The organism is Pantoea sp. E956-1, assembly GCF_982223955.1.
Genome location: NZ_CEUYZP010000001.1, coordinates 217,742 through 241,907, shown reverse-complemented (window position 1 = coordinate 241,907; position 24,166 = coordinate 217,742). Strand labels below are relative to the sequence as shown.

General features: G+C 56.4%; 22 protein-coding genes. 12 read left to right on the top strand and 10 right to left on the bottom strand.

Annotated features, from left to right (window positions below; all coding sequences use genetic code 11):
* Positions 1–75 precede the first annotated feature (75 nt).
* The 5 genes from AC0T7J_RS01200 to AC0T7J_RS01180 all read right to left on the bottom strand — a co-directional run bounded on the left by AC0T7J_RS01200 (position 76) and on the right by AC0T7J_RS01180 (position 5,818).
* The gene (locus tag AC0T7J_RS01200) at positions 76–1,122 is read right to left on the bottom strand and encodes an oxidoreductase (protein WP_473791570.1); all 1,047 of its coding nucleotides are present in this window, start codon (positions 1,120–1,122) and stop codon (positions 76–78) included.
* A gap of 102 nt (positions 1,123–1,224) precedes the next feature.
* The gene (gene araC / locus AC0T7J_RS01195) at positions 1,225–2,142 is read right to left on the bottom strand and encodes an arabinose operon transcriptional regulator AraC (protein ID WP_473791568.1); all 918 of its coding nucleotides are present in this window, start codon (positions 2,140–2,142) and stop codon (positions 1,225–1,227) included.
* A gap of 76 nt (positions 2,143–2,218) precedes the next feature.
* The gene (gene araH, locus AC0T7J_RS01190; protein WP_010245363.1) at positions 2,219–3,202 is read right to left on the bottom strand and encodes an L-arabinose ABC transporter permease AraH; all 984 of its coding nucleotides are present in this window, start codon (positions 3,200–3,202) and stop codon (positions 2,219–2,221) included.
* A gap of 12 nt (positions 3,203–3,214) precedes the next feature.
* Positions 3,215–4,735: an L-arabinose ABC transporter ATP-binding protein AraG gene (gene araG / locus AC0T7J_RS01185; protein ID WP_187491404.1), complete on the bottom strand. Its 1,521-nt coding sequence runs from the start codon at positions 4,733–4,735 to the stop codon at positions 3,215–3,217.
* Positions 4,736–4,834: 99 nt separating this feature from the next.
* The gene (locus AC0T7J_RS01180) at positions 4,835–5,818 is read right to left on the bottom strand and encodes an arabinose ABC transporter substrate-binding protein (protein ID WP_010245365.1); all 984 of its coding nucleotides are present in this window, start codon (positions 5,816–5,818) and stop codon (positions 4,835–4,837) included.
* A 365-nt stretch (positions 5,819–6,183) separates the two neighbouring features.
* Here AC0T7J_RS01180 and AC0T7J_RS01175 point away from each other — a divergent pair, with 365 nt between their 5' ends.
* Both AC0T7J_RS01175 and araA read left to right on the top strand, forming a co-directional pair.
* Positions 6,184–7,887, top strand: a complete 1,704-nt coding sequence (locus AC0T7J_RS01175) for a ribulokinase (RefSeq protein ID WP_473791565.1) — start codon at positions 6,184–6,186, stop codon at positions 7,885–7,887.
* Positions 7,888–8,089: 202 nt separating this feature from the next.
* A complete protein-coding gene (gene araA, locus AC0T7J_RS01170) occupies positions 8,090–9,589 on the top strand; it encodes an L-arabinose isomerase (RefSeq protein WP_473791563.1) in 1,500 nt (499 codons plus the stop codon).
* Between the two features lie 283 nt (positions 9,590–9,872).
* Here araA and AC0T7J_RS01165 read toward each other — a convergent pair whose 3' ends face one another.
* Entirely contained in the window at positions 9,873–10,094 is a 222-nt protein-coding gene (locus AC0T7J_RS01165) for a hypothetical protein (RefSeq protein ID WP_473791562.1), read from the bottom strand.
* An 865-nt stretch (positions 10,095–10,959) separates the two neighbouring features.
* Here AC0T7J_RS01165 and AC0T7J_RS01160 point away from each other — a divergent pair.
* Positions 10,960–11,427, top strand: coding sequence for a GNAT family N-acetyltransferase (locus tag AC0T7J_RS01160; protein WP_473791560.1), 468 nt, complete (start codon positions 10,960–10,962; stop codon positions 11,425–11,427).
* Positions 11,428–11,471: 44 nt separating this feature from the next.
* Here the strand turns inward: AC0T7J_RS01160 and yjfF are convergent, their stop codons facing one another.
* The 4 genes from yjfF to ytfQ all read right to left on the bottom strand — a co-directional run bounded on the left by yjfF (position 11,472) and on the right by ytfQ (position 16,017).
* Positions 11,472–12,458, bottom strand: a complete 987-nt coding sequence (yjfF, locus tag AC0T7J_RS01155) for a galactofuranose ABC transporter, permease protein YjfF (protein WP_163637102.1) — start codon at positions 12,456–12,458, stop codon at positions 11,472–11,474.
* Complete coding sequence (ytfT, locus tag AC0T7J_RS01150) at positions 12,455–13,471, bottom strand: galactofuranose ABC transporter, ATP-binding protein YtfT (protein WP_010245375.1); 1,017 nt, start codon at positions 13,469–13,471, stop codon at positions 12,455–12,457. Before ytfT ends, yjfF begins: the two co-directional genes overlap by 4 nt.
* Positions 13,464–14,984 carry a sugar ABC transporter ATP-binding protein gene (locus AC0T7J_RS01145; RefSeq protein WP_010245377.1) on the bottom strand — a complete coding sequence of 507 codons (1,521 nt, stop codon included), beginning with the start codon at positions 14,982–14,984 and terminating at the stop codon, positions 13,464–13,466. Before AC0T7J_RS01145 ends, ytfT begins: the two co-directional genes overlap by 8 nt.
* A 76-nt stretch (positions 14,985–15,060) precedes the next feature.
* On the bottom strand, positions 15,061–16,017 hold the full coding sequence (gene ytfQ, locus AC0T7J_RS01140; RefSeq protein ID WP_010245380.1) for a galactofuranose ABC transporter, galactofuranose-binding protein YtfQ: 957 nt from the start codon (positions 16,015–16,017) through the stop codon (positions 15,061–15,063).
* 685 nt (positions 16,018–16,702) lie between these two features.
* On the opposite strand from ytfQ, the gene ydgT reads away from it, so the two are divergent.
* From ydgT to nth, 9 genes are all read left to right on the top strand, one after another.
* Complete coding sequence (ydgT, locus tag AC0T7J_RS01135; protein WP_003853427.1) at positions 16,703–16,918, top strand: transcription modulator YdgT; 216 nt, start codon at positions 16,703–16,705, stop codon at positions 16,916–16,918.
* A gap of 110 nt (positions 16,919–17,028) precedes the next feature.
* Entirely contained in the window at positions 17,029–17,472 is a 444-nt protein-coding gene (locus tag AC0T7J_RS01130) for a DUF2569 domain-containing protein (RefSeq protein ID WP_473791556.1), read from the top strand.
* A gap of 123 nt (positions 17,473–17,595) precedes the next feature.
* The gene (gene rsxA, locus AC0T7J_RS01125) at positions 17,596–18,177 is read left to right on the top strand and encodes an electron transport complex subunit RsxA (RefSeq protein ID WP_003853423.1); all 582 of its coding nucleotides are present in this window, start codon (positions 17,596–17,598) and stop codon (positions 18,175–18,177) included.
* The gene (rsxB, locus tag AC0T7J_RS01120) at positions 18,177–18,755 is read left to right on the top strand and encodes an electron transport complex subunit RsxB (protein WP_473791554.1); all 579 of its coding nucleotides are present in this window, start codon (positions 18,177–18,179) and stop codon (positions 18,753–18,755) included. Before rsxA ends, rsxB begins: the two co-directional genes overlap by 1 nt.
* Positions 18,748–21,036, top strand: a complete 2,289-nt coding sequence (gene rsxC, locus AC0T7J_RS01115) for an electron transport complex subunit RsxC (protein WP_473791552.1) — start codon at positions 18,748–18,750, stop codon at positions 21,034–21,036. Before rsxB ends, rsxC begins: the two co-directional genes overlap by 8 nt.
* Positions 21,037–22,095 carry an electron transport complex subunit RsxD gene (rsxD, locus tag AC0T7J_RS01110; protein ID WP_473791551.1) on the top strand — a complete coding sequence of 353 codons (1,059 nt, stop codon included), beginning with the start codon at positions 21,037–21,039 and terminating at the stop codon, positions 22,093–22,095.
* 3 nt (positions 22,096–22,098) lie between these two features.
* Positions 22,099–22,731 (top strand): electron transport complex subunit RsxG, encoded by a 633-nt coding sequence (gene rsxG, locus AC0T7J_RS01105; RefSeq protein WP_473791549.1) that lies wholly within the window; start codon positions 22,099–22,101, stop codon positions 22,729–22,731.
* Positions 22,724–23,428: an electron transport complex subunit E gene (locus AC0T7J_RS01100; protein WP_473791547.1), complete on the top strand. Its 705-nt coding sequence runs from the start codon at positions 22,724–22,726 to the stop codon at positions 23,426–23,428. The genes rsxG and AC0T7J_RS01100 overlap by 8 nt, the downstream gene beginning before the upstream one ends.
* Positions 23,425–24,057: an endonuclease III gene (nth, locus tag AC0T7J_RS01095; RefSeq protein WP_031591465.1), complete on the top strand. Its 633-nt coding sequence runs from the start codon at positions 23,425–23,427 to the stop codon at positions 24,055–24,057. Before AC0T7J_RS01100 ends, nth begins: the two co-directional genes overlap by 4 nt.
* Positions 24,058–24,166 lie beyond the last annotated feature (109 nt).

The following is a 24,166-nucleotide window of genomic DNA, read 5'->3' as shown; positions in this document are numbered from 1 at the left end:
ATGTACAAAAGCCCCGTAACAGCATTACAGGGCTTCGGTACACTTAATCCTGCAGATACCTGCACGGATAAAAGATTAAACGCGCTTCAGCGACATCGTCTGGCGTTTCTCGGCAGATTGCAGACCCAACTCGATCAGCTCCATCACCTGAATCGCCTCTTCCGCCGTCACCGGATTGTTGCCACGTCCGGCAATCGCATCGCGGATGCCCGCATAATAAGCAGGATAGTTTCCTGGCTGGGTTAGCTGGGTCGTTTCGGTCAGGGAATCTCCGTCAACCAGCGTCAGCGTGCCGTCACGCATGTCATAGCCCCAGTCTTCCTGCGGCGGGAAGTCACCCGATTTCAGGCGATCTTCCTGCGGATCCAGACCATACTTCACGTAACTGCCGCGCGTGCCGTGGACGGTATAACGGGCGGATTCTGCCGCGACCAGCATGCTGGCGTGCAGCACGATACGGCGCTGCGGATACGTCAGCGTCGCATGGAAGTAGTCGGTGGTCTGCGCGCCAGGACGCATCTCGGCCAGATCAACCGTGATAGCGACCGGCGGGCCAAACAGCTGCAGCGCCTGGTCCAGCAGATGCGGCCCCAGGTCATACCAGATTCCGCTGCCTGCGCCTTTCATTTCACGCCAGCGATTACGCACTTCCAGACGGAAGCGGTCAAAGTGCGATTCGAAGTAGCGCACTTCACCCAGCGAACCGGCTTCAATCAGGGATTTCAGCGTCAGGAAGTCGCTGTCCCAGCGGCGGTTGTGGAACACCGACAACAGCAGCCCTTTGGCTTTCGCCAGCGCATCAAGCTCGCGCGCCTGTGACAACGTCACGGTGAACGGCTTATCGACCACCACATGCTTACCGGCGTTCAGCGCCGCTTTTGCCAGCGGGAAGTGCGTGTCGTTGGGGGTAGGAATAACGATCAGTTGCAGAGTCGGGTCGTCCAGCAGCGCCTGAGGGTCGGCCACGACCTTAACGGCGGGCCAGTCGGCGTGGGCTTTGCTGGCGTCGCTACTGGAAATGGCTGCCAGCTCGACGTCCGGCGTCCCCGCAATCAGTGGGGCGTGAAACGTTTTGCTGGCAAAACCGTAGCCGATCAGGCCAACACGTAATTTATCGCTCATTTGGATTCCTCTCAGAGCCTGATTGACCAGGCTCTTAGTTGATAACCTGATTGATTTAAGACTATTAACCAAATGACGACAAGGCGGAATTCCCCGAAAAAACTAGGAGATAGCACTTCGCGCCAGTGGCCAGGCGGTCTGAGCGGCCAGGCTGTCATGTGCATCCTGATTACGGCGGCGGAAGTCGCTGGGACTGACGCCGACACGCTTGCGGAACACCCGTGAGAAGTAGAGCTGGTCGTCGTAACCCACTTCACGTCCAACCGAGGCGATAGGCTCCTGGGTGGTCTGCAGCAGCAGTTTCGCGCGGATTACGCGCTGATCTTCACGCCAGCGCAGCAGATTCACGCCCATCTGCTCGCGGAACAGGTGCGCAAGCCGCGACGGCGACAGACAGACGTGGCGCGCCACCTCTTCAATCTTGACCTCGCTGGCGAGATGGTTGGTGACATACTGGCAGGCTTCAATCACGCGCGGATCGCGGATTAACTGATGGCTGCGGGGATCTTCTTCGACGGCGCGTAGCAGCAGCCGTTCGAGCAGGTTCATCGCCAGCTCTTCCGCAAAGCGACGGCCCGAATTATGGGTCTGTTCGATACTGGCAAACAGGCGGTCAAACTCACCGCGCAGCGATTCCGGCAGCAGCAGTCGTCCCACGCCCTCCTGCTCATCCTGCCAGCGCAGCCAGTCTTGCCAGTAGGCGCGCGGTCGGAAATAGACCCAGCGGTGGAACCACTGCGGGCTGTCCGGCGCGCGACCATAATAGTGGGCCGTTTTTGGCTGAAACAGCAGCATTTCGCCCGGTTCGCAGTCAAAGGCTCGTTCGCCGTCGAATACCCGCCCTTTTCCTTTGATAGTGAGGTTCAGAATGTAACCTTTCATGCCGTGCGGGCGGTCGATAAAGAAATCGAGCGGGCCGTCTGCAGTAATGGGCGTCAGCCCCGCCACCAGCCAGGCATTGAATGAATAGCCCGGCAACAAGGGGTTTTGCTGCTCGGCCGGTAATTCGCGGTGATACATAGCGTCCTCACTCAGTCTGTTATTGTTCGGATAGCCCGCAGAGGCTTTTGCCTCTGCGGGCCAACGGCTCGCTCAATCAGGCTTTTTTCTGTTTGTAACGGTCAAAAATCACCGCTGCTAACAGTATCAGACCACGTACCACATACTGTGAGAATGGCGAGATATTCAATAAATTCATCGCATTCTCTACTGTGCCGAGGATTAATACCCCTGCCACAACGTAGGAAATTTTACCGATGCCGCCCTTCAGCGAAACGCCACCCAGCACGCAGGCAGAAATCACCACCAGCTCATAGCCGATAGAGGTCATTGGCTGACCGCTGGTCATACGTGACGCCAGGATGATGCCCGCCGCCGCTGAAACCAGACCGGAGAGGATAAAGATGATGATGCGGGTACGCACCACCGGTACACCCGCCAGACGTGCTGCTTCTTCATTGCCGCCAATCGCCAGGGTGTTACGGCCAAAGGTGGTTTTGTTGAGCAGGAAGCCGAAGATCAGCATGGTGGCCAGGGTCAGCCAGATGGGAGCGGGCACGCCAAGCCAGTTGGCAAAGCCCAGTTCAAAGAAGCGCTCATCTTCGATACCGACCGCTTTACCGTCAGAGAAGATATAGGCCAGGCCGCGGACAATCTGCATGGTCGCCAGCGTGGTGATCAGCGCATTGATCTTGAGTCGGGCAATGACAAAGCCGTTGATAAAGCCGGTGATCATGCCCAGTACCAGACCGGCACCCACGCCAATCCACAGGCTTTCGGTCATGTTAATCACCACGGCGGTAACCACACCCGCGCAGGCGATGACGGAAGCGACCGACAGGTCAAAATCACCGGAGGCCAGACAGAACAGCATGCCGCAGGCGACCATGCCGGACATCGACATCGCCAGCCCTAAGCCTTTCATATTGATAAACGAGCCGAAGTTCGGCACAAAGATCGCACAGACAATAAACAGCAGTGCAAATACCACCAGCATGCCGAAGTTGTCCCAGATGCGACCTAACTGCAGGCCGCCGCGTGAAGCGGGCTGCGGCGTATTTGAGGTCGTGGATGAAGCCATGATGATCTCCTGTCAGGCCACGGCGGCCGCTTGAGTGGTTTTGGGCATCGCCAGGCTCAGCGTCTGCTGCTCCGTGGCGTCGTCGTGTAGCAACTCACCGGCAATGGCACCTTCGCGCATCACCACGATGCGATCGGCCAGGCCCATCACTTCCGGTAAATCGCTGGAGGCGAACAGCACCGCAATGCCGCGGTTCGCCAGCTGATAAATCAGGTTATAGATTTCATGCTTGGCACCGACATCGATACCGCGCGTTGGCTCATCCAGCAGGATCACTTTCATATCCTCTGACAGCCAGCGTCCCAGAATCGCCTTCTGCTGGTTGCCGCCGGAGAGGTTCATGATCAGCTGATCGGCGCTGGGCGTTTTGATATTCAGCGATCGAATATGGCTGTCGGCATTTTTATTTTCCCAGCCATTTTTAATCAGGCAGCCAATAGTCAGGTTATGACGACGGGCGCTGATGTTGATGTTGTCGCGCACCGAATGCACCGGAATAATGCCCTCGGCTTTGCGATCTTCCGGGCAGAGCATGATGCCCGCACGGATGGCGTCGATCGGCTCCCGTAGCGGCAGCGGTTTGCCGTCCAGAATCACCTGACCGCCGCGCAGGCGCGTGCCGCCAAACAGCCCTTTCAGCAGTTCACTGCGACCGGCACCGACCAGGCCAAACAGGCCGACGATTTCACCGGCATGGACTTTCAGCGAAATCGGCGTACGGACCCCTTTCGCTTCGACCTTGTCCAGTTCCAGCCGCACCGCGCCTTTGGCACGCGGTGAATAGCCATAGATATCACCGAGGTTACGTCCCACCATCGCCTGCACCAGATCGTCGTGATGGGTATTAGCCATGTCAGTAAACGTCCGCACGTAGCGACCATCTTTGAAAACGGTGATGGCATCGCTGAGGGCGAAAATCTCCTCCATACGGTGTGAAACGTAGAGCACCACCCGGCCCTCCTCACGGAGCTGACGGATGACGCGGAACAGGTTGTCGATTTCACGCGCCGACAGGGAGCTGGTTGGCTCATCAAAGGCGATAATACGCGCGTTACGCGCCAGCGCTTTGGCTATCTCTACCATCTGCCACTGCCCCAGCGACAGGTATTTCAGCGGCATATCGGGATCGATATCCATGCCGAGATTTTTCAGTTGCAGGCCCGCCTCAAAACGCATCAGCTTACGGTTGACCAGCCCATGTTTATGCGGGATCTGACCGAGATAGATGTTCTCTGCCACGCTCATTTCCGGCACCAGATGCAGTTCCTGGTAAATAATGGCGACGCCCGCGTCCAGCGCATCGGTGGTGCGCTGAAAGCTCATCGGCTGGCCTTTAATACGAATCTCACCGCCGCTCGGCTGATAACTGCCGCTGAGTATTTTTAACAGCGTCGACTTGCCTGCGCCGTTCTCGCCCATCAGAGCATGGACTTCACCGCCACGGCAGTCGAAAGAGATATCCTGCAACGCTTTCACGCCAGGGAAGGTTTTACTGATGCCATGAAACGACAGAAATGCTGAATCAGTGTTCATGTTTTTCCTCACTCTTTCGCGCCACCTGCCGGTTCTGGCGGGCGGCGCGAAATCGGCTATTAAGGATGCCAGGCGACAAACTGCCTGGCAGGCTCAGGGTTACATCAGTCCTTTTTTCGCCAGTTCAGTTTTGAAGTTGTCACGGGTGATCAGCACCACATCGGTAACTTCGGTGAATTTCGGTGGCTCTTCACCTTTGCTCACCCAGTTGTAGAGCATCTGGCTGCTTTTGTAGCCGTGGATATCCGGGCTTGGCAGCAACGATCCGTAGAAACCGGTCGCCTTCTCTTTCGACAGTTCACTGATGGCATCGACGCCGTTGATGCCGATACCGATGACGTCAGCGGCTTTAAAGCCCTGACCTTCGGTCGCGCGCACGCCGCCCAGCACGGTGTTGTCGTTCATGCCGACAATCAGCCAGTGTTTGACTTCAGGATGCTGCACCAGCAGGGAGTTACCGGCGTCAAACGCGCCAGGGATGTCGTTAGATTTGGTGGGAACCTGGTAGATCTGCGCTGCCGGGAAGCCAGCAGCTTTGATCGCGTCCATTGAGCCGCCGGTACGACGACGCGCGGTGTCGAGTTCGTTGGCGGTAATTGCCATCACGCCGGTGGTTTTCACATCCCAGCCGCGTTTCTGCATCTCTTTATAGAGTTCCTGACCCTGACGCTCACCAATTTTGGTCGCGGCCATCATCACCAGTGGCACGGTATCCATTGGTTTGCCTTTGGCGGTGACGAACTGGTCATCGACCGCGATGACTTTCAGACCGTAGCCACGCGCTTTTGCCATGATGGCAGAGCCGAGTTTCGGATCGGGCGTACAGATAACAAAACCTTTCGCGCCGTTAGCCGCCAGGCTGTCGATGGCATTCAGGGTTTTTTCACCATCCGGCACGGCAATTTTAATGACATCAAAGCCAAGATCTTTGCCCGCTTTGTCGGCGAATTTCCATTCAGTCTGGAACCAGGGTTCCTCTGGTTGCTTGACTAAGAATCCCAGCTTCATGGTCTCGGCGATAGCGGATTGTGACATAACCGCTGCCAGGCCGATGGCCGCGAACGCTTTAGTGAATTTATGCATGATGCTCTCCGGTACCAGGTTATTTTTCGCTGCTAATAACGAATCGGTGTAAACGCTACCAGTTTGTTTTGTTTTGTGGGTACAGCCATAAATCAGTGCGTTAGGCTGGCATGTGCTGACAGACTGTCCAGACGCTGGGCTAGTTTTAGCGGTATTAGCGAAGAAAAATGTAGAGCGGTATCACATCTTAAAATCACGACAAAATGATCCATATATTCAGCAAATTTAACCGGACCTTAACTTTTGCAATGGATCACAAAATCACTGCCGATGACAGAAAAGTGCATATTGTCAGCCAGCCATGACTAACTGATTTGGCGCGCCGAACCCAGGATACAGGAGTTAACTAACTACAGGAGATTCCGATGCGTGCTGGAGCCATCACCCTTGGGCTGGACTTTGGTAGTGATTCGGTGCGTGCGCTGGCCGTGGATTGTCATAGCGGCAAAGAGCTGCAAAGTGCGGTGTTCAGCTATCCGCGCTGGCAACAGGGCTTGTACAGCGATCCACACACCAACCGTTTTCGTCACCATCCACAGGATTACATCGACGCTATGGAGCAGGCGCTGCTCGGCGTGCTGAATGCGCTGAGTGACGATCAGCGCAACGCCGTGGTCGGTATTGGTGTTGACAGCACCGGTTCGACCCCTGCCCCTATTGACCGCGACGGCAACGTGCTGGCGCTGCGTCCGGAGTTCGCCGACAACCCCAATGCGATGTTTGTCTTGTGGAAAGATCACACTGCTATAGAAGAAGCGGAAGAGATCAATCAGCTGTGCCACAGCGGCCGCTTTCAGGATTACAGCCGCTATATCGGCGGGATTTACTCCTCAGAGTGGTTCTGGGCGAAGATTCTGCACGTGTCGCGTGAAGATGCGGCCGTGCGTGACGCCGCTGTCTCCTGGGTCGAGCTATGCGACTGGGTGCCAGCCCTGTTAAGCGGCACTACCGCACCTGACAAATTGCGCCGGGGCCGCTGTGCGGCCGGGCATAAAGCGCTGTGGCACGGCGACTGGAACGGCCTGCCCGATGTCGATTTCCTTAATGCGCTGGACCCGCTGTTAACGCAGCAGCTCGACTCTCCCCTGTTTACCGATACCTGGACCGCTGATCTGCCCGTCGGCACGCTTAGTCCTGAATGGGCGCAGCGCCTTGGCCTGACGCAAACCGTGACGCTCTCGGGTGGCGCATTCGACTGCCATATGGGCGCGGTCGGTGGCGGTGCAAAACCCTATACCCTGGTGAAAGTGATCGGCACCTCAACCTGCGACATCCTGATTGCTGACACTGAAAAGGTCGGCGATCGCGACATCAAAGGCATCTGTGGACAGGTCGATGGCAGCGTAATGCCAGGCGCTATCGGGCTTGAGGCGGGTCAGTCTGCCTTTGGTGATATCTACGCCTGGTTCAGCCGTTTACTGGGCTGGCCGTTACAGCTGGCGGCGCAGCAGCATCCGGAGCTGAAGCCTCAGCTGGCTGAGATGCAAAAGCGTCTGATTAAGGATCTGACCGAGGCCTGGGCTGCGAACCCGCAGCTCGACCATCTGCCAGTGGTGCTGGACTGGTTTAACGGTCGCCGCACGCCGAATGCCAATCAGCGTCTGAAAGGGGTGATCACCGACCTCAATCTGGGCACCGATGCCCCCGCGCTGTTTGGCGGTCTGGTGGCCGCAACCGCCTTTGGCGCACGCGCGATTATGGAGTGCTTCGAGCAGCAGCAGATCCCGGTCGAGAGCATTCTGACCCTGGGCGGCATCGCACGGAAATCGCCGGCGATTATGCAGGCCTGCTGCGATGTGATGAATCGCCCACTGGATATCGTCGCCTCTGACGAGTGCTGTGCGCTGGGTGCGGCCATTTTCGCCGCCGTCGCCGCCGGTGTGCACGCCAGCGTTCCCGACGCCCAGCAGGTCATGGCCAGCCCGATTGCCGTGACGCTGCAGCCCGATCCGGCACGGGTCGCCCGCTATCAACAACTTTATCAACGCTATCAACAATGGTGCGTGACGGCTGAACCGCAATACGCCGCCCGTCCCGCTTCCGCTACGAGCCTATCCCACCAGGCGTAATTGTTGCAGACAGTCTGGACACGGACAGCGCGGAACAACCGGCGCGTACACGGCGTACGTGAGGATTACTCGCTACGCTCGCCCTTTCAGGGCCGCCCTGACGGGCGTTCAGGTTGCTAAAGCAGACTGTGTGAGCACTGTCCAGGTTCAGACTGACAAATAAAATAGCCTATTGGGTAGGCTCAAAGTAAAGGAGTGGTTTATGGAACAGTCAAACAGCTACAGCGTATGGTTTGTCATCGGCACGCAGCACCTCTACGGGGCGGAGACGTTACGCCAGGTTGAACAGAATGCACGTCAGGTGGTGGAGGGTTTAAATCAGGCCGGTTTACCGCTGCGTCTGGAGCTGAAACCGCTGGTTAAGTCACCGGATGAAGCGCTGGCCCTGTGTCGCGACGCCAATTATGACAAGGAGTGCGTCGGTATCATTACCTGGCTGCACACCTTCTCTCCGGCAAAGATGTGGATCGGTGGCCTGAGCGTGCTGAATAAGCCGCTGCTGCAATTCCATACCCAGTTCAATGCGGAGATCCCATGGGACAGCATGGACATGGACTTTATGAACCTGAACCAGACCGCACACGGCGGCCGCGAGTTCGGTTTCATCGGCGCACGTATGGGCCTGCAGCACAGCGTGGTGACCGGTCACTGGCAGGATAGCGCCAGTCAGCAGCGCCTCGGCAACTGGATGCGTGCCGCACTGACAAAACAAGCCAGTCAGCAGCTGAAAGTCGCGCGTTTTGGCGACAACATGCGTGAAGTGGCCGTAACCGAAGGCGATAAAGTTGCCGCGCAGATTCAGTTCGGTTATTCGGTGAATGGCTGGGGCGTCGGCGATCTGGTTGAGGTGATCAATGGCGTCAGCGATGGCGACGTAAATGCGCTGATCGACGAATATGAAAGCCTGTACCGCTTTACCGATGTTGCCGCCTCTGGCGGTGAAAAACGTCAGAACGTGCTGGATGCCGCACGCATCGAACTCGGTCTGAAGCGTTTCCTGGAAGCAGAAGGCTGTCACGCTTTCACCACCAACTTCCAGACGCTGCACGGCATGACGCAGTTGCCAGGTCTGGCGGTTCAGCGTCTGATGGGTCAGGGTTATGGCTTCGCAGGTGAAGGTGACTGGAAAACCGCTGCGCTACTGCGTATTTTCAAAGTGCTGGCTGGCGATCGCAAAGGTGGCACCTCCTTTATGGAGGATTACACCTATCACTTCTCTCCGGGTAACGATCTGGTCCTCGGCTCGCATATGCTGGAAGTCTGCCCGTCAATTGCCATTGAAGAGAAGCCATTGATCGATGTGCAGTTCCTCGGCATTGGTGATAAAGCCGATCCGGCGCGCATGATTTTCTCAACGCCTGCGGGTCGCGCGATTAACGCCAGCGTCATTGATATGGGTGATCGTTTCCGTCTGCTGGTTAACGTGGTGGATGCTATCGAACAGCCGAAACCGCTACCGAAGTTGCCGGTTGCGCGTGCACTGTGGAAAGCCCAGCCGTCACTGGCGACCGCATCCGAAGCGTGGATTCTGGGCGGCGGCGCGCACCATACGGTTTTCAGCCAGGCGCTGACGCTGGATGATATGTATCTGTACGGTGAGATGAACGATATCGAAGTGCTGGTGATTGATGAGCACACACGTTTACCTGCGTTTAAAGACGCGCTGCGCTGGAACGAAGCGTATTACCGTTTGAAACGTTAAAAACTGTTTTTTGGCGCTTTAATTGTCTATGAAAAAGATTGATTCATAGACGGTAAAGCGCCGTTTGTTTGAAAATCAGTGCTATTCAGTCGGGAATGGCGGGCGTTCCGTAAAGTCGCCGTAAATACATCCCTGTAGGCTCGGCCGCCGGTCTACTCGCCTTATCTATGAGGCTCGCCCGCGAGCGGGCCAACGCTTCGCGCTGTTCAAAAACGCTCCCGGCGTTTTTGTCCATGCGGCGGACGCTTTACTCCACTGCCCGTCATCCCCTCCTTTTGATAGTTCAGCGCATGTTTTTAAAGCCATGATCAAGCCCAACCGGGAAGGAATGGTATGCCTGAAGAGCAAAGCGTCCACGCCAGGGATGGCGTGGCCGATCCGCATGGATGCAGGAATCCTTTGCGATCAGGCATACCTTTCCTGACCCTGCATCTTCATCTAAAGCGATTGTTTTATTCAATACACCAATAAAAAGTCCACTGGTCTGCTTGTTAAAGCGATGCATCAGCCCAACCGGGAAGGAATGGTATGCCTGAAGAGCAAAGCGTCCGCGCTAGGGATGCCGCGGCCGATCCGCATGGATGCGGGAATCCTTTGCGATCAGGCATACCTTTCCTGACCTTTTTCATCAGCCAACAGCAATTTGTATTAATCCACCATCAATAGAAATATCCACTGTCCTGCTTCTTAAAGCGATGCATCAGCCCAACCGGGAAGGAATGGTATGCCTGAAGAACAAAGCGTCCGCACCAGGGATGGCGTGGCCGATCCGCATGAATGCGGGAATCCTTTGCGATCAGGCATACCTTTCCTGACCTTTTTCATCAGCCAACCGCAATTTGTATTAATCCACAATCTACAGAAATATCCACTGTCCTGCTTCCTAAAGCGATGCATCAGCCCAACCGGGAAGGAATGGTATGCCTGAAGAGCAAAGCGTCCACGCCAGGGATGGCGCGGCCGATCCGCATGGATGCGGGAATCCTTTGCGATCAGGCATACCTTTCCTGACCTTTCTCCTCAACCCACAGCGACATAACTATCAGTGCACTAAGCTTAAAAAACAGTGCTGTTCAGTCGGAAATAATGGGCGCTCCGTAAAGTCGCCGTAAATACATCCCTGTAGGCTCGGCCGCCGGTCCACTCGCCTTATCCATGAGGCTCGCCCGCGAGCGGGCCAACGCTTCGCGCTGTTCAAAAACGCTCCCGGCGTTTTTGTCCATGCGGCGGACGCTTTACTCCACTGCCCATCATTCCCTCCTTTATTTTAGATCTGAGTGATTGTTTTAAAAGCTAAATTCCTGCTCTTGCACTTTCCCCCACCAGCCTGTATTGCTTGTAGCCTGACAAAAACAAAGGTCGCCAGCGCCATGCAAATTGCCGAGCTAAACCAACATCCCGGCTTCGCCGGACAAACCGCACAACTGTTGCACACTGAATGGTCACATCTTCCTGCATGGTCTTACTCGCCTGCCATTCTTGAGCGTTTAAAACAGCGCAATCAGAAACCTTGGTCAGAATTTACTCTTATTGCCATACCGGATGGCGAAACGGTGGTCGCGACCTGTAGCGTCATTCGCTATGAACTGGATGACATTCCGGCACGAGAATTCTGGATTGGTGAGGTGGTGACGGACAAGGCATTCCGGGGTCAGGGCGTCGCAAAAGCGTTGATACAGCAGGCGATTGCGCGAGCCAGACAACAGCAGATTGGTGAACTGTGGCTCTATACACCCGATCAACAGGCGTACTATCAGCGTTCAGGGTGGCAGGCGGTGGAACAGCGGCAAATTGCGGGTGAAGAGGTCACGGTAATGATGCTGCGTCTGGCGCAGTAAAAGGCGGCTCCTGCGAGCCGCCATTGACCGGAATAGTGCAGAACTCAGGAAGGTAATCGTTTAACCGGCGCGTTCTGCTGACGATCCCAGATAACCGTCAGTAACCGCTGCAGGGCGATAAACGCAAACAACAGAATCCCGATGGCGATCTTGGTCCACCAGGAACTCAGCGTACCGTCGAAGTTAATCCAGGTCTGAATCAGCCCCTGAATCAACACACCGAACAGCGTGCCCAACACTGTACCGACACCACCCGACAGCAGCGTGCCGCCAATCACTACTGACGCGATAGCATCCAGCTCCACTCCCAACCCGGCCAGCGCATAACCTGCCGAGGTATAAATCGAGAACACGATCCCGGCCAGCGTCGCCAGCGTGGTGGAAAGCATATAAATCTTAATGGTGGTCGCACGGGTCGAAACGCCCATCAGCTGGGCGGATGTCATATTGCCACCGATGGCGTAAACCCGGTTACCGAAGCGCGTGCGGTGCGCCAGAATAATCCCGCCAAACACCACCACCAGCATAATTACCGCCAGCAGGCTCAGACGCCCACCGCCCGGCACTTTCCACGCCAGACTGGAAAGCATGCTGTAGAACGGATGATCGATAGGAATTGAGTTCTCCGACACCAGATAACTGCATCCGCGCAGGAAAAACATCCCCGCCAGCGTAATGATAAATGCCGGGATCTTCAGCGCATCGATCAGCCAGCCCATCATGGCCCCGAACAGCGCGCCCAGTGACAGAATCAGCGCAAAGGCCAGCAACGGATCGACATGAAAATCGCCAATCGCCCGGGCAAGAAACACGCCGGTAAAGGCGATTACCGCACCCACCGACAGATCGATACCGCCCGATAAAATCACGAAGGTCATGCCGACGGCGATAATCCCGAGGAAAGCATTATCGGTCAGGATATTGCAGATTACCCGGGTGGAGGCAAAGCCCGGAAACTGACTCAGACAAAACAGGTAACCCGCCACAAACACCAGTAAGGTGATCATCAGCGGAAGATGACGTTTAATCATGTCGGGCGTCTCCGTTTCAACATCGCAATAAACCGTGGTGACTGCAGCAACAGCACGCACATCACCACCACCGCTTTCACCACCTGATTCAGCTCAGGCGGGAAGCCGGAGAGCAAAATCCCGGTATTCATCGACTGAATAATCAGTGCGCCTATCAGCGACAACACCAGATTAAAGCGGCCACCCATCAGCGACGCACCGCCAATCACCACGGCGAGAATCGCATCCAGCTCCAGCCATAGACCGGCGTTATTGGCATCCGCACCGCGAATATCCGCCGCGACGATCAGCCCTGCAACAGCGGCACAAACGCCACTTATGGCGTAGGTTGACATCACCACCAGCCAGCCTGTCACACCCGCGTTACGGGCCGCGCGCAGGTTAATCCCCACGGCTTCGATAAACAGACCCAGCGCGGTTTTGCGCGTCAGCAGCCACACCGCCAGCGCTACCACCAGCGTGATCCAGACCGGTACCGGCAACATCCACAGCGAGCCGTTACCAAACCAGCCAAGACTGTCACTGTCGAACGTCACAATCTGCCCCTGCGTAATCAGCTGAGCGATTCCGCGCCCGGCAACCATCAGAATCAGCGTGGCAACAAATGGCTGAATACGCAGCAGCGCCACCAGCACGCCATTCCATACGCCACAGGCTAAACCGGTTCCCAGCGTGCAGAGAATAATAAACGGCACACCGTGTCCGGCTACGGTCAATGTCGCAGCCGTCGCGCCTGCTATCGCCATCACCGCCCCCACGGAAAGATCGATGCCGCCGGTAGCGATCACCAGCGTCATCCCAATCGCCAGCAGGGCAACCGGTGCCGCACGGTTAAGAATATCGATCGGACTGCCGAACAGACGCCCATCCTGCAGATGCACGGCAAAAAAGTTATTGGCCACCAGACTGTCAATCAACAGCACCAACAGCAGCGCGGCGATTTGCGGCATCCCTGGCGGGAGTTTCAGCTTACGACGTGGCGTTTTTTCAGATGTCATAGGGGACTCAAGCATGTTTTACCCCTCCGTCCGCGATAGCATTGACGATCGACGCTACCGAAAGCTGCTCCAGCGGAATTTCTGCTACCTGCTTCAGATCGCGCATAATCAACACCCGGTCGGCGTAACCGACCAGCTCTTCGAGTTCAGAGGAGATCACCAGCAGCGCCAGACCGTCGGCGCACAGGGATTCAATTAAACGGATAATCTCGGCGTGCGCGCCCACATCAATGCCGCGCGTCGGTTCGTCGAGGATTAAAAACTGCGGTTTGGTCACCAGCCAGCGCGACAGCAGCACCTTCTGCTGGTTGCCGCCCGATAACAGCTCCACCGGCTGCTCTGCATGCGGCGTACGAATACCCAGACTCTTGATAAAACGATCGGCAATCGCCTGCTGCTCGCGCTTTTTAATCGGCCGTAGCCAGCCGCGCTGCGCCTGCAACGCCAGAATAATATTTTCACGAACCGAGGCCGCGCCGATAATCCCGTCAGTCTTGCGATCTTCCGGGCAAAAACCCATGCCCAGCTGCGAGGCTTTCGCCGGATTAGTAATGCGCTGCACCTTGCCTTTGATCTTCGCTGTCCCGCGATCGGCACGACGAATACCAAACAACACCTCGGCGGTTTCGGTGCGGCCCGACCCCAGCAGCCCCGCCAGACCCACCACTTCGCCTGGACGAACTTCCAGGTTAAAGGGCTCGATGGTGCCTTTCCTGCCGTAATCCTCAAACGACACCACCGGCTGATTGCTGCGCAGCGTGCTGCCCTGCCGCTGCAGTGCGGTCTCCAGCAGTTCGCGACCCAGCATCAGCTTAATCAGCTCAATCTGCGGCAGCGTGGCGGTATCGCGGGTGGCGATAAACTGCCCGTTCCGCAGCACGGTAATCCGGTCAGTAATGCGGTACACCTGGTCGAGAAAGTGCGTCACGAAAATCAGGCTCATCCCTTTGGCTTTTAACTGCGCCATCAGGGTAAACAACATCTCCACTTCGCTGGCATCCAGACTGGCTGTCGGCTCATCCAGGATCAAAACCTGAGCGGAGAGATCGACCGCGCGGCAGATGGCGATAATCTGCTGCATCGCCACCGAGTAGTGGCCCAGCGGACGTGTCACATCGAGGGAAAAACCATAATTCCGCATCAGCGCATCGGCCTCCCGCACCATCCGGCGACGGTCAATCATGCCAAAGCGGCGCGGTTCACGGCCAATATAGAGGTTATCTGCCACCGACATATTCGGCAGCATATTCACTTCCTGGTAAACGGTGCCGATGCCCATCTCCTGCGCCTGCGCCGTATTATGCGGCGTAATCGGCTCACCATTCAGGGTAATGGTCCCTGCATCACGGCTGTAAACACCGGTCAGCACTTTAATCAGGGTGGATTTACCGGCACCGTTCTCCCCCAGCAGCGCCATGATCTCCCCTTTACGGATATCAAAGGAAACATTATTCAGCGCTTTGACGCCGGGAAACCCTTTGCTGACGCCGCTGATGGATAACAGCGGTGTTTCATTTTGCGTGGTCATTCTGCTCACTCCGCCTCACGTCATGAAAAACCGCCCCGTAGGGCGGTCTGCGGCTGGTCTGCGGCTGATCGGTGAATCAGTAACCCATACCTTTTTTGGTATCCAGCTCCTTCTGCGCGTCGGCAGGCAGGAACAGCTTAGATTCGGTCTTGATCACTTTTGGCGGCAGCGTGCCATCTTTCTTGAATTTTTCCAGCGCATCAAACGCCGGGCCAGCCATGTTTGGCGTCAGCTCCACGTTGGCGTTAGCCTCACCCGCCAGCATCGCTTTGTAGATATCCGGTACACCATCAATCGAGCCGGTCAGAATATCTTTGCCTGGTTTCAGGCCAGCTTCTTTAATCGCCTGAATGGCACCGATCGCCATATCATCGTTATGCGCGTAAACCATGCAGATGTTTTTGCCGTTGTTCTCCGCCTTGATAAAGCTCTCCATCACCTCTTTACCCTTACTCCGGGTAAAGTCACCCGACTGCGAGCGGATCACTTTAATGTTTGGATGGTTGCTGATTGCTTCAGCAAAGCCTTTCTTACGATCGATTGCCACGCTGGCCCCAACCGTGCCCTGCAGCTCCACCACGTTACACTGCTTGTCGCCCACGGTTTTCACCAGCCAGTCGCCAATCAGTTTGCCTTCCAGCACGTTGTCAGCCGTCACCACCGCCTGATAGAGCGATTTGTCTTTCACCACAATGGCGCGGTCCAGCAGGTAAACCGGGATTTTGGCATCTTTGGCTTCTTCCAGTACCGGCTCCCAGCCGGTCTGTACCACCGGTGCGATGAAGATGGCATCAACGCCCTGAGCGATAAATGAACGTACTGCCTTGATTTGATTCTCTTGTTTCTGCTGTCCGTCGGCGATTTTCAGGGTGATTCCGCGTTTTTTGGCTTCGCTTTTCGCTACGTTGGTTTCCGCCGAACGCCAGCCAGATTCCGAACCTACCTGCGAGAAGCCGACCGTCATATCTGCAGCGAGTACCGGGCCGGTTAACGCGGCGCTGACCAGCGTGGTCAGAAGTAAACGTTTCCACATAGTTTTTAATCCTCTGAAAGGCGTTTGCTGTTTAGGGTAGAGAGCCTGCTTAGACTGGACTAAAAAAGCGTGCATAATGGCGACACACTTCACAAAACAGAGCAATTTAAAGGGGTTACGTGTAGTCACACGGTTTGGCTGGCGCGGGAATTATGGATAAAACGGCTGAGCAGAAAAAATCTGCTCGTTAAATAATTGTAATAAACAGAATCGCTTATGCTTACTGCCACTGGAAACGATTACAGCCAGGCGTACAAAACGGGTTATCCGGCCTGCGATGAACAAAAAATGGGATTTGTGATAGTCCGCACAGTCGATTTCTGGCCAGGGTCGGGCGCGAAACGTTTCGGTGGCAGAAAGTGCAGAATAGTTAATTTTCCTGGACTAAAAGGGGAAGAAAGAAGCCACTAATGCATTGTCAGTGCTGAATAAGAAAAAAATCATATTTTACCTCTGCCTTCTAACGCTTTATGCCGGCTCTGTCCGGCATAAGTTAGTAAGGTGTTTAAGATACTGACACTGAGTTACTGGCTCAGACACGCTTAAAAAAGCCAGATATGGACTTTTAGTAACTAATAAGGTGCTTTTGTCTGATTTTCGCCTTTTTAGCTCGCCTGATCTGGACAGCATAAGCTTGCCCCCTATACTGAGCTCTCCTTTGTTACTTCTATCTGTTATGGCAATGATGACTGCGCACGATTACCTGCTTAAATTCCGCAAAGTAAATAATTCAGACAGTCTGGAAAAGCTTTTCGATCATCTTAACTACTCCCTTACGAATGATCTGGAAATCATCAATATGTATCGGGCTGCCGATCATCGACGTGCTGAACTGGTCTCTGGCGGACGGTTATATGATCTGGGCTGTGTCCCTAAAACGGTGTGGCGCTACGTGGTCTGATTTCAGGCTGATTTATCGCTGTTATTACCGCTGACCTTGTCCGGATGGGCGTGCCCCTCTGGACATGTTATTCTGCTGCGCTTCGACTCTCCGAGACAGGAATAACCACGATGAATGAACAGGTTGCTGCGCCGCGTATTGGTGGCTGGCTTTTGCTGCCGCTGGCCTGGCTGATAATGACCCTGTTAACCACCGTTCTGGTGCTGGCGATGTATCTGACACCACTGTTTAATGCGGAATGGCGTGTGGCGCTGTTTTCTCACGGCAGTACACTCTTCTCTTACTGGGCTATTTCCCTGCTCACCGCCGTGGCGGTCTGGGCCTATAGTCTCTGGATCAGCTGGCTGTTCTTTAAGCGCTCCCGCCGCCTGCCGCGTCACTACCTGCTCTGGCTGCTGATTACCGTGCTGCTGGCGCTGAAAACCTTTGCCTTTACGCCGGTTACCGATAGCCGTGCCCTCCAGACATTACTGCTGTCGCTGCTGGCCGCTGCGGTGTTTGCGCCCTACTTCAAACGCTCAAAACGGGTAAAAACGACCTTTATCGCACCGTAACGCTGTGAGTTATGTCAGGAATTTAATTCTGAGTGCGGTCTGCCGCTCAGCGGATGGCGCAGGTGTTGAGATACGCCGCGCTATCAATGATAATAAGCCGCTTTCTGGCTCCCAGGCGAAAAAATGACCGATTATCTGCTTCTCTTTGTTGGCACCGTGCTGGTGAATAACTTCGTATTAGTGAAGTTTCTCGGCCTGTGTCCTTTTATGGGCGTTTCCAAAAAACTGGAAACGGCAATTGGCATGGGCCTCGCCACGACATTCGTCATTACCCTGGCCTCGATCTGCGCCTGGCTGGTCAACCATCTGATCCTGCTGCCACTGGATCTGGTCTATCTGCGTACTATGGCCTATATCCTGGTGATCGCCGTCGTGGTGCAGTTCACCGAAATGGTGGTGCGTAAAACCAGCCCGTCGCTCTATCGTCTGCTGGGTATCTTTCTGCCGCTGATCACCACCAACTGTGCGGTGCTGGGCGTGCCTCTGCTGAGCGTCAACCTTAACCACACCTTTATGCAGGCCGCGCTGTATGGTTTCAGTGCCTCCATCGGCTTCTCGCTGGTGATGGTCCTGTTCGCCGGTATGCGTGAACGGCTGGTGCTGGCCAATGTTCCTGCCCCGTTCAAAGGCAACTCCATCGCCCTGATTACCGCGGGCCTGATGGCGCTGGCATTTATGGGCTTCAGTGGTCTGGTGAAATTCTGATGACCGCGATCTGGATTGCTGTTGCCGTATTAAGTGCGCTGAGCCTGGTGTTCGGCGCGCTGCTGGGTTACGCCTCGCGCCGCTTTGAGGTCGAAGAAGATCCTATCGTTGAGCAGATTGATGCCATTCTGCCGCAGAGCCAGTGCGGTCAGTGCGGCTATCCGGGCTGTCGCCCCTATGCGGATGCGGTCGGCAACAATGGTGACGCGATCAATAAATGCGCGCCAGGTGGTGAGCAGACCATGCTCAAGCTGGCCGCGCTGCTTAATGTTGAACCTCAGCCCATTGATGGCGATGAAACGGCGAAAGAGCCAGTGCGCACCGTGGCGTTTATTGATGAAGCCAACTGCATTGGCTGCACCAAATGTATTCAGGCCTGTCCGGTGGATGCGATTGTCGGGGCAACCCGCGCCATGCACACCGTGCTGAGCGACGTCTGCACCGGCTGCGATCTCTGTGTCGCGCCCTGCCCGACTGACTGTATTGAAATGCGTCCGGTTGCCACCACCCCAGCTAACTGGAAGTGGGATTTGAATACCATTCCTGTACGGGTGATCCCGGAAGAAACTCATGCTTAATCTGTTTAACTTCCTGAAGAAAGATAAGGTCTGGGACTTTCAGGGCGGCATTCATCCGCCCGAAATGAAAACCCAGTCCAACAGCACGCCGCTCAGCGAACTGCCGTTGCCGCATCGTTTTATTATCCCGCTGAAACAGCATATCGGACATGAAGGTGAGATCTGCGTTGCGCCTGGCGACAAAGTGCTGCGCGGTCAGCCTCTGACCTTTGGCACGGGCCGCATGCTGCCGGTCCATGCGCCCACCTCCGGCGTGATTGAAGATATCGGTCAGCATATGACCGCGCACCCTTCGGGTCTCTCCGAGCTTTGCATCTTCCTGACCCCAGATGGCGACGATCGCTGGATGCCATTGGATCCGCTGCCTGACTACCGTCAGCATCCGCGCGCCGACATTGTGCAGCGCATTCACGACGCCGGCATCGCTGGTCTCGGCGGCGCGGGTTTCCCCACCGCCACCAAGCTGAAAGGTGGCCTTCGCGGGGTTAAAACGCTGATTATTAACGCGGCGGAGTGTGAGCCTTATATCACTGCTGACGATCGTCTGATGCAGGACTACGCCGCCGAAGTCCTGGAAGGCAGCCGTATTCTCGCCTGGGTGTTACAGGCTGAACAGGTGCTGATTGGTATTGAAGATAACAAGCCTGAAGCCATTGCCGCACTGAAGCAGGCGCTGGGCAGCAAGCGCGATCTGCAAATCCGGGTCATCCCGACCAAATATCCCTCCGGCGGTGCCAAGCAGCTGACCCGCATTCTGACCGGGAAGGAAGTGCCGCATGGTGGGCGTTCCTCCGATATCGGCGTGCTGATGCAGAACGTCGGCACCGCCTGGGCGGTTAAGAGGGCCATTATCAATGGTGAACCGATCACCGAACGCGTGGTGACGCTGACCGGCGAGGCGATCGCCCAGCCGCGTAACGTCTGGAGTCGTCTCGGCACCCCAATCAGTCATCTGTTGCACCAGGTCGGGTTCACACCTGCGCCGCGTCAGATGGTGATCATGGGCGGTCCGCTGATGGGCTTTACCCTGCCATCGCTGGATGTGCCGGTGGTGAAGATCACCAACTGTATTCTGGCTCCATCGGCCAGTGAGATGGGTAACAACGACGAAGAGCAGTCCTGCATTCGCTGTTCAGCCTGTGCCGATGCGTGTCCGGCCAAACTGCTGCCGCAGCAGCTTTACTGGTTCAGCCAGGGCGGCGATCACGATAAAGCGCGCTCACACCACATTGATGACTGCATCGAATGTGGTGCCTGCGCCTATGTCTGCCCGAGCAATATTCCGCTGGTGCAATATTACCGTCAGGAAAAAGCGGAGCTGCGCGCCATCGATCTGGAAGCAAAACGCACACTGGAAGCCAAAGCACGCTTCGAAGCCCGTCAGGCGCGACTGGAGCGTGAAAAGCAGGCACGTGAAGCGCGTCATGAAGAGGCCAAACAACGCGTTGCCCGAACCGATACCAGCGAACTGTCTGCGGCCAAAGCGCGGGTGAAAGCCCGCCAGGCGGCCGAACCGGATGAGGCAACGCTTGAAGCCCAGCGTGAAGCCCGCCATGCGCAGGCGCGTCTGCGTCAGGCCGAGGCGCAGGCAGAAACACAGCCGGTGACGCGTCAGACCGTCGATCCGCGTAAAGCGGCGGTCGAAGCGGCGATTGCCCGGGCGAAAGCGAAGAAAACAGTGCCGGCTGATGCGGCGGATAACCAGGCTGAGGCCAGTGTGGATCCGCGTAAAGCCGCAGTAGACGCCGCCATCGCCCGCGCCAAAGCGAAGAAAGCCGCTCAGTCTGAAAACGCTGATGCACCACAGGCCGTAACGGACAGCGCTGCAGACGCCGCGCCGGATGCCGTCGCTGAAACCGATCCTCGTAAAGCCGCAGTAGAAGCGGCCATCGCCCGCGCCAAAGCGAAGAAAGCCGCTCAGTCTGCAAACGCGGATGCGCCACAGGCCGTAACGGACAGCGCTGCAGACGCTGTCGCTGAAACCGATCCGCGTAAAGCCGCAATTCAGGCCGCCATCGCCCGCGCTAAAGCGAAGAAAGCCGCACAGGCGGAAAGTGACGCGGATGCCGCTTCACGTGATGCGGCAGCACTGGCCACCGCCGCGCATTTTGCGGTGGAAAAAGCGGAGCAGGCTCAGGAGCAGGCAAACAACGCCAATGCTGAACCTGAACAGGCACCTGAACTGAATCAACCCGATGATGCGCGCAAGGCCGCTATTGCTGCCGCCATCGCCCGTGCCAAAGCGCGTAAAGCGCAGTCGTCTACGACGCTTGAGGATTAAATGGCTTTTCGTATCGCAAGTTCTCCTTACACCCATAATCGCCGCAGCACCGGCAATATCATGCTGCTGGTGGTGCTGGCCGCGGTGCCTGGTTTTGCTGCACAGTGTTATTTCTTTGGCTACGGCACCTTTTTACAGGTATTACTGGCGACGCTGACCGCCTGGCTGACAGAGGCGGCGATTCTGCGGCTGCGCAAAGCGCCCGTTACCAGCACCCTTGCAGATAACTCGGCGCTGCTGACCGCCGTCCTGATCGGTATCAGCCTGCCGCCGCTGGCGCCATGGTGGCTGGTGGTGATCGGTACCCTGTTTGCTGTTGTCATTGCGAAACAGCTCTATGGCGGACTGGGCCAGAACCCGTTTAACCCGGCGATGGTCGGCTATGTGGTCCTGCTCATCTCCTTCCCGGTGCAGATGACCAGCTGGTTGCCGCCCGATACGCTTCAGGCGATCAAACCCGGGCTGATGGACAGCCTGAGCATGGTGTTCCGGGGCCACACGCTGGCGGGTGAAACCATGCAGCAGCTACAGATGGGTGTCGATGGCATCAGCCAGGCGACGCCGCTTGATACGTTTAAAACCGGCTTACGCGCGGGGCACAGTGCCGAACATCTGCTGGCGCAGCCGATTTACAGTGGCGTGCTGGCGGGCCTTGGCTGGCAGTGGGTTAACGTGGGTTATCTGGCCGGCGGCCTGTTCCTGCTGTGGAAAAATGCTATCCGCTGGCATGTCCCTGCCGCCATGCTGCTGTCACTGGCCTTCTGCGCGACGCTGGGCTGGTTCTTCTCACCCGAATCGCTGAACAGCCCGCTGATTCATCTTTTCTCCGGTGCCACTATGCTGGGTGCGTTCTTTATTGCCACCGATCCGGTGACCGCTTCGACCACCAATCGTGGCCGCCTGGTGTATGGCGCGCTGATTGGGCTGCTGGTCTGGCTGATCCGCAGCTTTGGCGGTTATCCCGATGGCGTAGCGTTTGCTGTGCTGCTGGCGAACATCTGTGTACCGCTCATCGATTACTACACCCAGCCGCGCGTTTACGGCCATCAGAAGGATTAAGCGATGCTGGAGACGATTCGCAAAAACGGGGTAACGCTGGCCATTTTCGCCGCGATCACCACCGCCGCCACGGCAGTGGTGAATACCGTAACCAGGCCGACGGTGGAACATCAGACCCTGTTGCAGCAGAAGAACCTGCTTGATCAGGTGGTGCCTGTTGAGCTTTATGACAACAATATTCAGCAGGACTGTTACGTTGTCACGGACGCGGCGCTGGGCAACAGTGCGCCACACTCTCTCTTCCTGGCACGTAAAGGCGGCCAGCCGGTCGCGGCTGCGCTGGAGACCACTGCACCTGACGGCTATTCTGGTGCGATACAGTTGCTGGTTGGTGCCGATTTCCAGGGTAAAGTATTGGGCGTGCGGGTGATTGAACACCACGAAACGCCGGGTCTGGGTGATAAGATCGAACTGCGTATCTCTGACTGGATCAACAGCTTCAATGGCAAAGTGGTTCATGGTCCGGCAGATAAAGCTTTTGCGGTTAAGAAAGATGGTGGTGAATTCGATCAGTTCACCGGTGCCACCATTACCCCACGCGCGGTGGTCAATGCGACCAAACGCACCGCGCTGTTAATGAAAACGCTTCCGGAGAGACTCTCTTCGTTACCGGTATGTGGAGACGCAAATGAGTGAAGCTAAAAGCCTGCTGGTCGGTGGATTATGGAAGAACAACTCAGCGCTGGTGCAGCTGCTGGGCCTCTGCCCGCTGCTGGCGGTCACGGCGACCGCTACCAACGCGCTGGGTTTAGGTCTGGCGACCACGCTGGTGCTGACTCTGACCAACAGTTTTATTTCCGCCTCGCGCCGCTGGGTGCCATCAGAAATTCGTATCCCGATTTATGTGATGATCATCGCCTCGGTGGTGAGCTGCGTACAGATGCTGATCAACGCCTATGCCTATGGTCTTTATCAGTCACTGGGCATTTTTATCCCGCTAATCGTGACCAACTGTATCGTGGTTGGTCGTGCTGAAGCCGTCGCCTCTAAAAGCAGCATCCCGCTAGCTGCGCTGGATGGCTTCGCCATCGGCATGGGCGCGACCTGCGCCATGGTGGTGCTGGGATCGCTGCGCGAAATTATCGGCAGTGGCACGCTGTTTAACGGTGCTGACCAGCTGCTCGGCCCCTGGGCAAAGTCGCTGCGTATTGAAGTCGTCCATTTCGACTCGCCAATGCTATTGGCGATGCTGCCGCCTGGCGCGTTTATCGGTCTGGGCATGATGCTGGCGGGTAAATATGTGATCGATCAGAAGATGAAACAGCGTGCTGCGCTGCGTGCTCAGGCAGCCGAAACCGCGCCCCCTCAGGACGCCGTCGGGAAAGCCGTGTGAATCAGACCAAACGCACCGAAATTCTCCGTCGGCTGCAGCAGAATAATCCGCATCCGACCACCGAACTCAACTTCAGCTCGCCGTTTGAGCTACTGATTGCGGTGCTGCTCTCGGCGCAGGCGACCGATGTCAGCGTGAACAAAGCCACCGCGAAGCTTTATCCGGTGGCCAATACGCCTGCTGCGATGCTGGCGCTGGGTGTGGATGGCGTGAAGGAATACATTAAAACCATCGGCCTGTTTAACAGCAAAGCGGAAAATGTCATTAAAACCTGCCGCATTCTGCTTGAGCAGCACAACGGCGAAGTGCCGGAAGATCGTGCCGCGCTGGAAGCCCTGCCCGGTGTTGGCCGTAAAACCGCCAATGTGGTGCTCAATACCGCTTTTGGCTGGCCGACGATTGCCGTCGATACTCATATCTTTCGCGTCAGCAACCGGACGAAATTTGCGCCGGGTAAGAATGTGGAAGAGGTGGAGCAGAAGCTGCTGAAGGTGGTTCCGGCGGCGTATAAGGTTGATTGCCATCACTGGCTGATTCTGCACGGCCGCTACACCTGCGTAGCGCGAAAACCCCGCTGCGGCTCCTGCCTGATTGAAGATCTCTGCGAGTATCCCGACAAAGTCGAGTGATCGCACTGATGAAAAACCCGCTGCGGCGGGTTTTTTATTATCCGGCTATCACCGCTGCTGACGCGTCTCCTGCCTGATCCTCCTTTTGGCTGTTCTACCCGTTCGTACG

What these genes read in the sequence shown, in the direction of transcription:
- AC0T7J_RS01200 (WP_473791570.1), bottom strand. Translation starts at nt 1,122, where the DNA reads ATGAGCGATAAATTACGTGTTGGCCTGATCGGCTACGGTTTTGCCAGC.
- araC (WP_473791568.1), bottom strand. Translation starts at nt 2,142, where the DNA reads ATGTATCACCGCGAATTACCGGCCGAGCAGCAAAACCCCTTGTTGCCG.
- araH (WP_010245363.1), bottom strand. Translation starts at nt 3,202, where the DNA reads ATGGCTTCATCCACGACCTCAAATACGCCGCAGCCCGCTTCACGCGGC.
- araG (WP_187491404.1), bottom strand. Translation starts at nt 4,735, where the DNA reads ATGAACACTGATTCAGCATTTCTGTCGTTTCATGGCATCAGTAAAACC.
- AC0T7J_RS01180 (WP_010245365.1), bottom strand. Translation starts at nt 5,818, where the DNA reads ATGCATAAATTCACTAAAGCGTTCGCGGCCATCGGCCTGGCAGCGGTT.
- AC0T7J_RS01175 (WP_473791565.1), top strand. Translation starts at nt 6,184, where the DNA reads ATGCGTGCTGGAGCCATCACCCTTGGGCTGGACTTTGGTAGTGATTCG.
- araA (WP_473791563.1), top strand. Translation starts at nt 8,090, where the DNA reads ATGGAACAGTCAAACAGCTACAGCGTATGGTTTGTCATCGGCACGCAG.
- AC0T7J_RS01165 (WP_473791562.1), bottom strand. Translation starts at nt 10,094, where the DNA reads ATGCATCGCTTTAACAAGCAGACCAGTGGACTTTTTATTGGTGTATTG.
- AC0T7J_RS01160 (WP_473791560.1), top strand. Translation starts at nt 10,960, where the DNA reads ATGCAAATTGCCGAGCTAAACCAACATCCCGGCTTCGCCGGACAAACC.
- yjfF (WP_163637102.1), bottom strand. Translation starts at nt 12,458, where the DNA reads ATGATTAAACGTCATCTTCCGCTGATGATCACCTTACTGGTGTTTGTG.
- ytfT (WP_010245375.1), bottom strand. Translation starts at nt 13,471, where the DNA reads ATGCTTGAGTCCCCTATGACATCTGAAAAAACGCCACGTCGTAAGCTG.
- AC0T7J_RS01145 (WP_010245377.1), bottom strand. Translation starts at nt 14,984, where the DNA reads ATGACCACGCAAAATGAAACACCGCTGTTATCCATCAGCGGCGTCAGC.
- ytfQ (WP_010245380.1), bottom strand. Translation starts at nt 16,017, where the DNA reads ATGTGGAAACGTTTACTTCTGACCACGCTGGTCAGCGCCGCGTTAACC.
- ydgT (WP_003853427.1), top strand. Translation starts at nt 16,703, where the DNA reads ATGACTGCGCACGATTACCTGCTTAAATTCCGCAAAGTAAATAATTCA.
- AC0T7J_RS01130 (WP_473791556.1), top strand. Translation starts at nt 17,029, where the DNA reads ATGAATGAACAGGTTGCTGCGCCGCGTATTGGTGGCTGGCTTTTGCTG.
- rsxA (WP_003853423.1), top strand. Translation starts at nt 17,596, where the DNA reads ATGACCGATTATCTGCTTCTCTTTGTTGGCACCGTGCTGGTGAATAAC.
- rsxB (WP_473791554.1), top strand. Translation starts at nt 18,177, where the DNA reads ATGACCGCGATCTGGATTGCTGTTGCCGTATTAAGTGCGCTGAGCCTG.
- rsxC (WP_473791552.1), top strand. Translation starts at nt 18,748, where the DNA reads ATGCTTAATCTGTTTAACTTCCTGAAGAAAGATAAGGTCTGGGACTTT.
- rsxD (WP_473791551.1), top strand. Translation starts at nt 21,037, where the DNA reads ATGGCTTTTCGTATCGCAAGTTCTCCTTACACCCATAATCGCCGCAGC.
- rsxG (WP_473791549.1), top strand. Translation starts at nt 22,099, where the DNA reads ATGCTGGAGACGATTCGCAAAAACGGGGTAACGCTGGCCATTTTCGCC.
- AC0T7J_RS01100 (WP_473791547.1), top strand. Translation starts at nt 22,724, where the DNA reads ATGAGTGAAGCTAAAAGCCTGCTGGTCGGTGGATTATGGAAGAACAAC.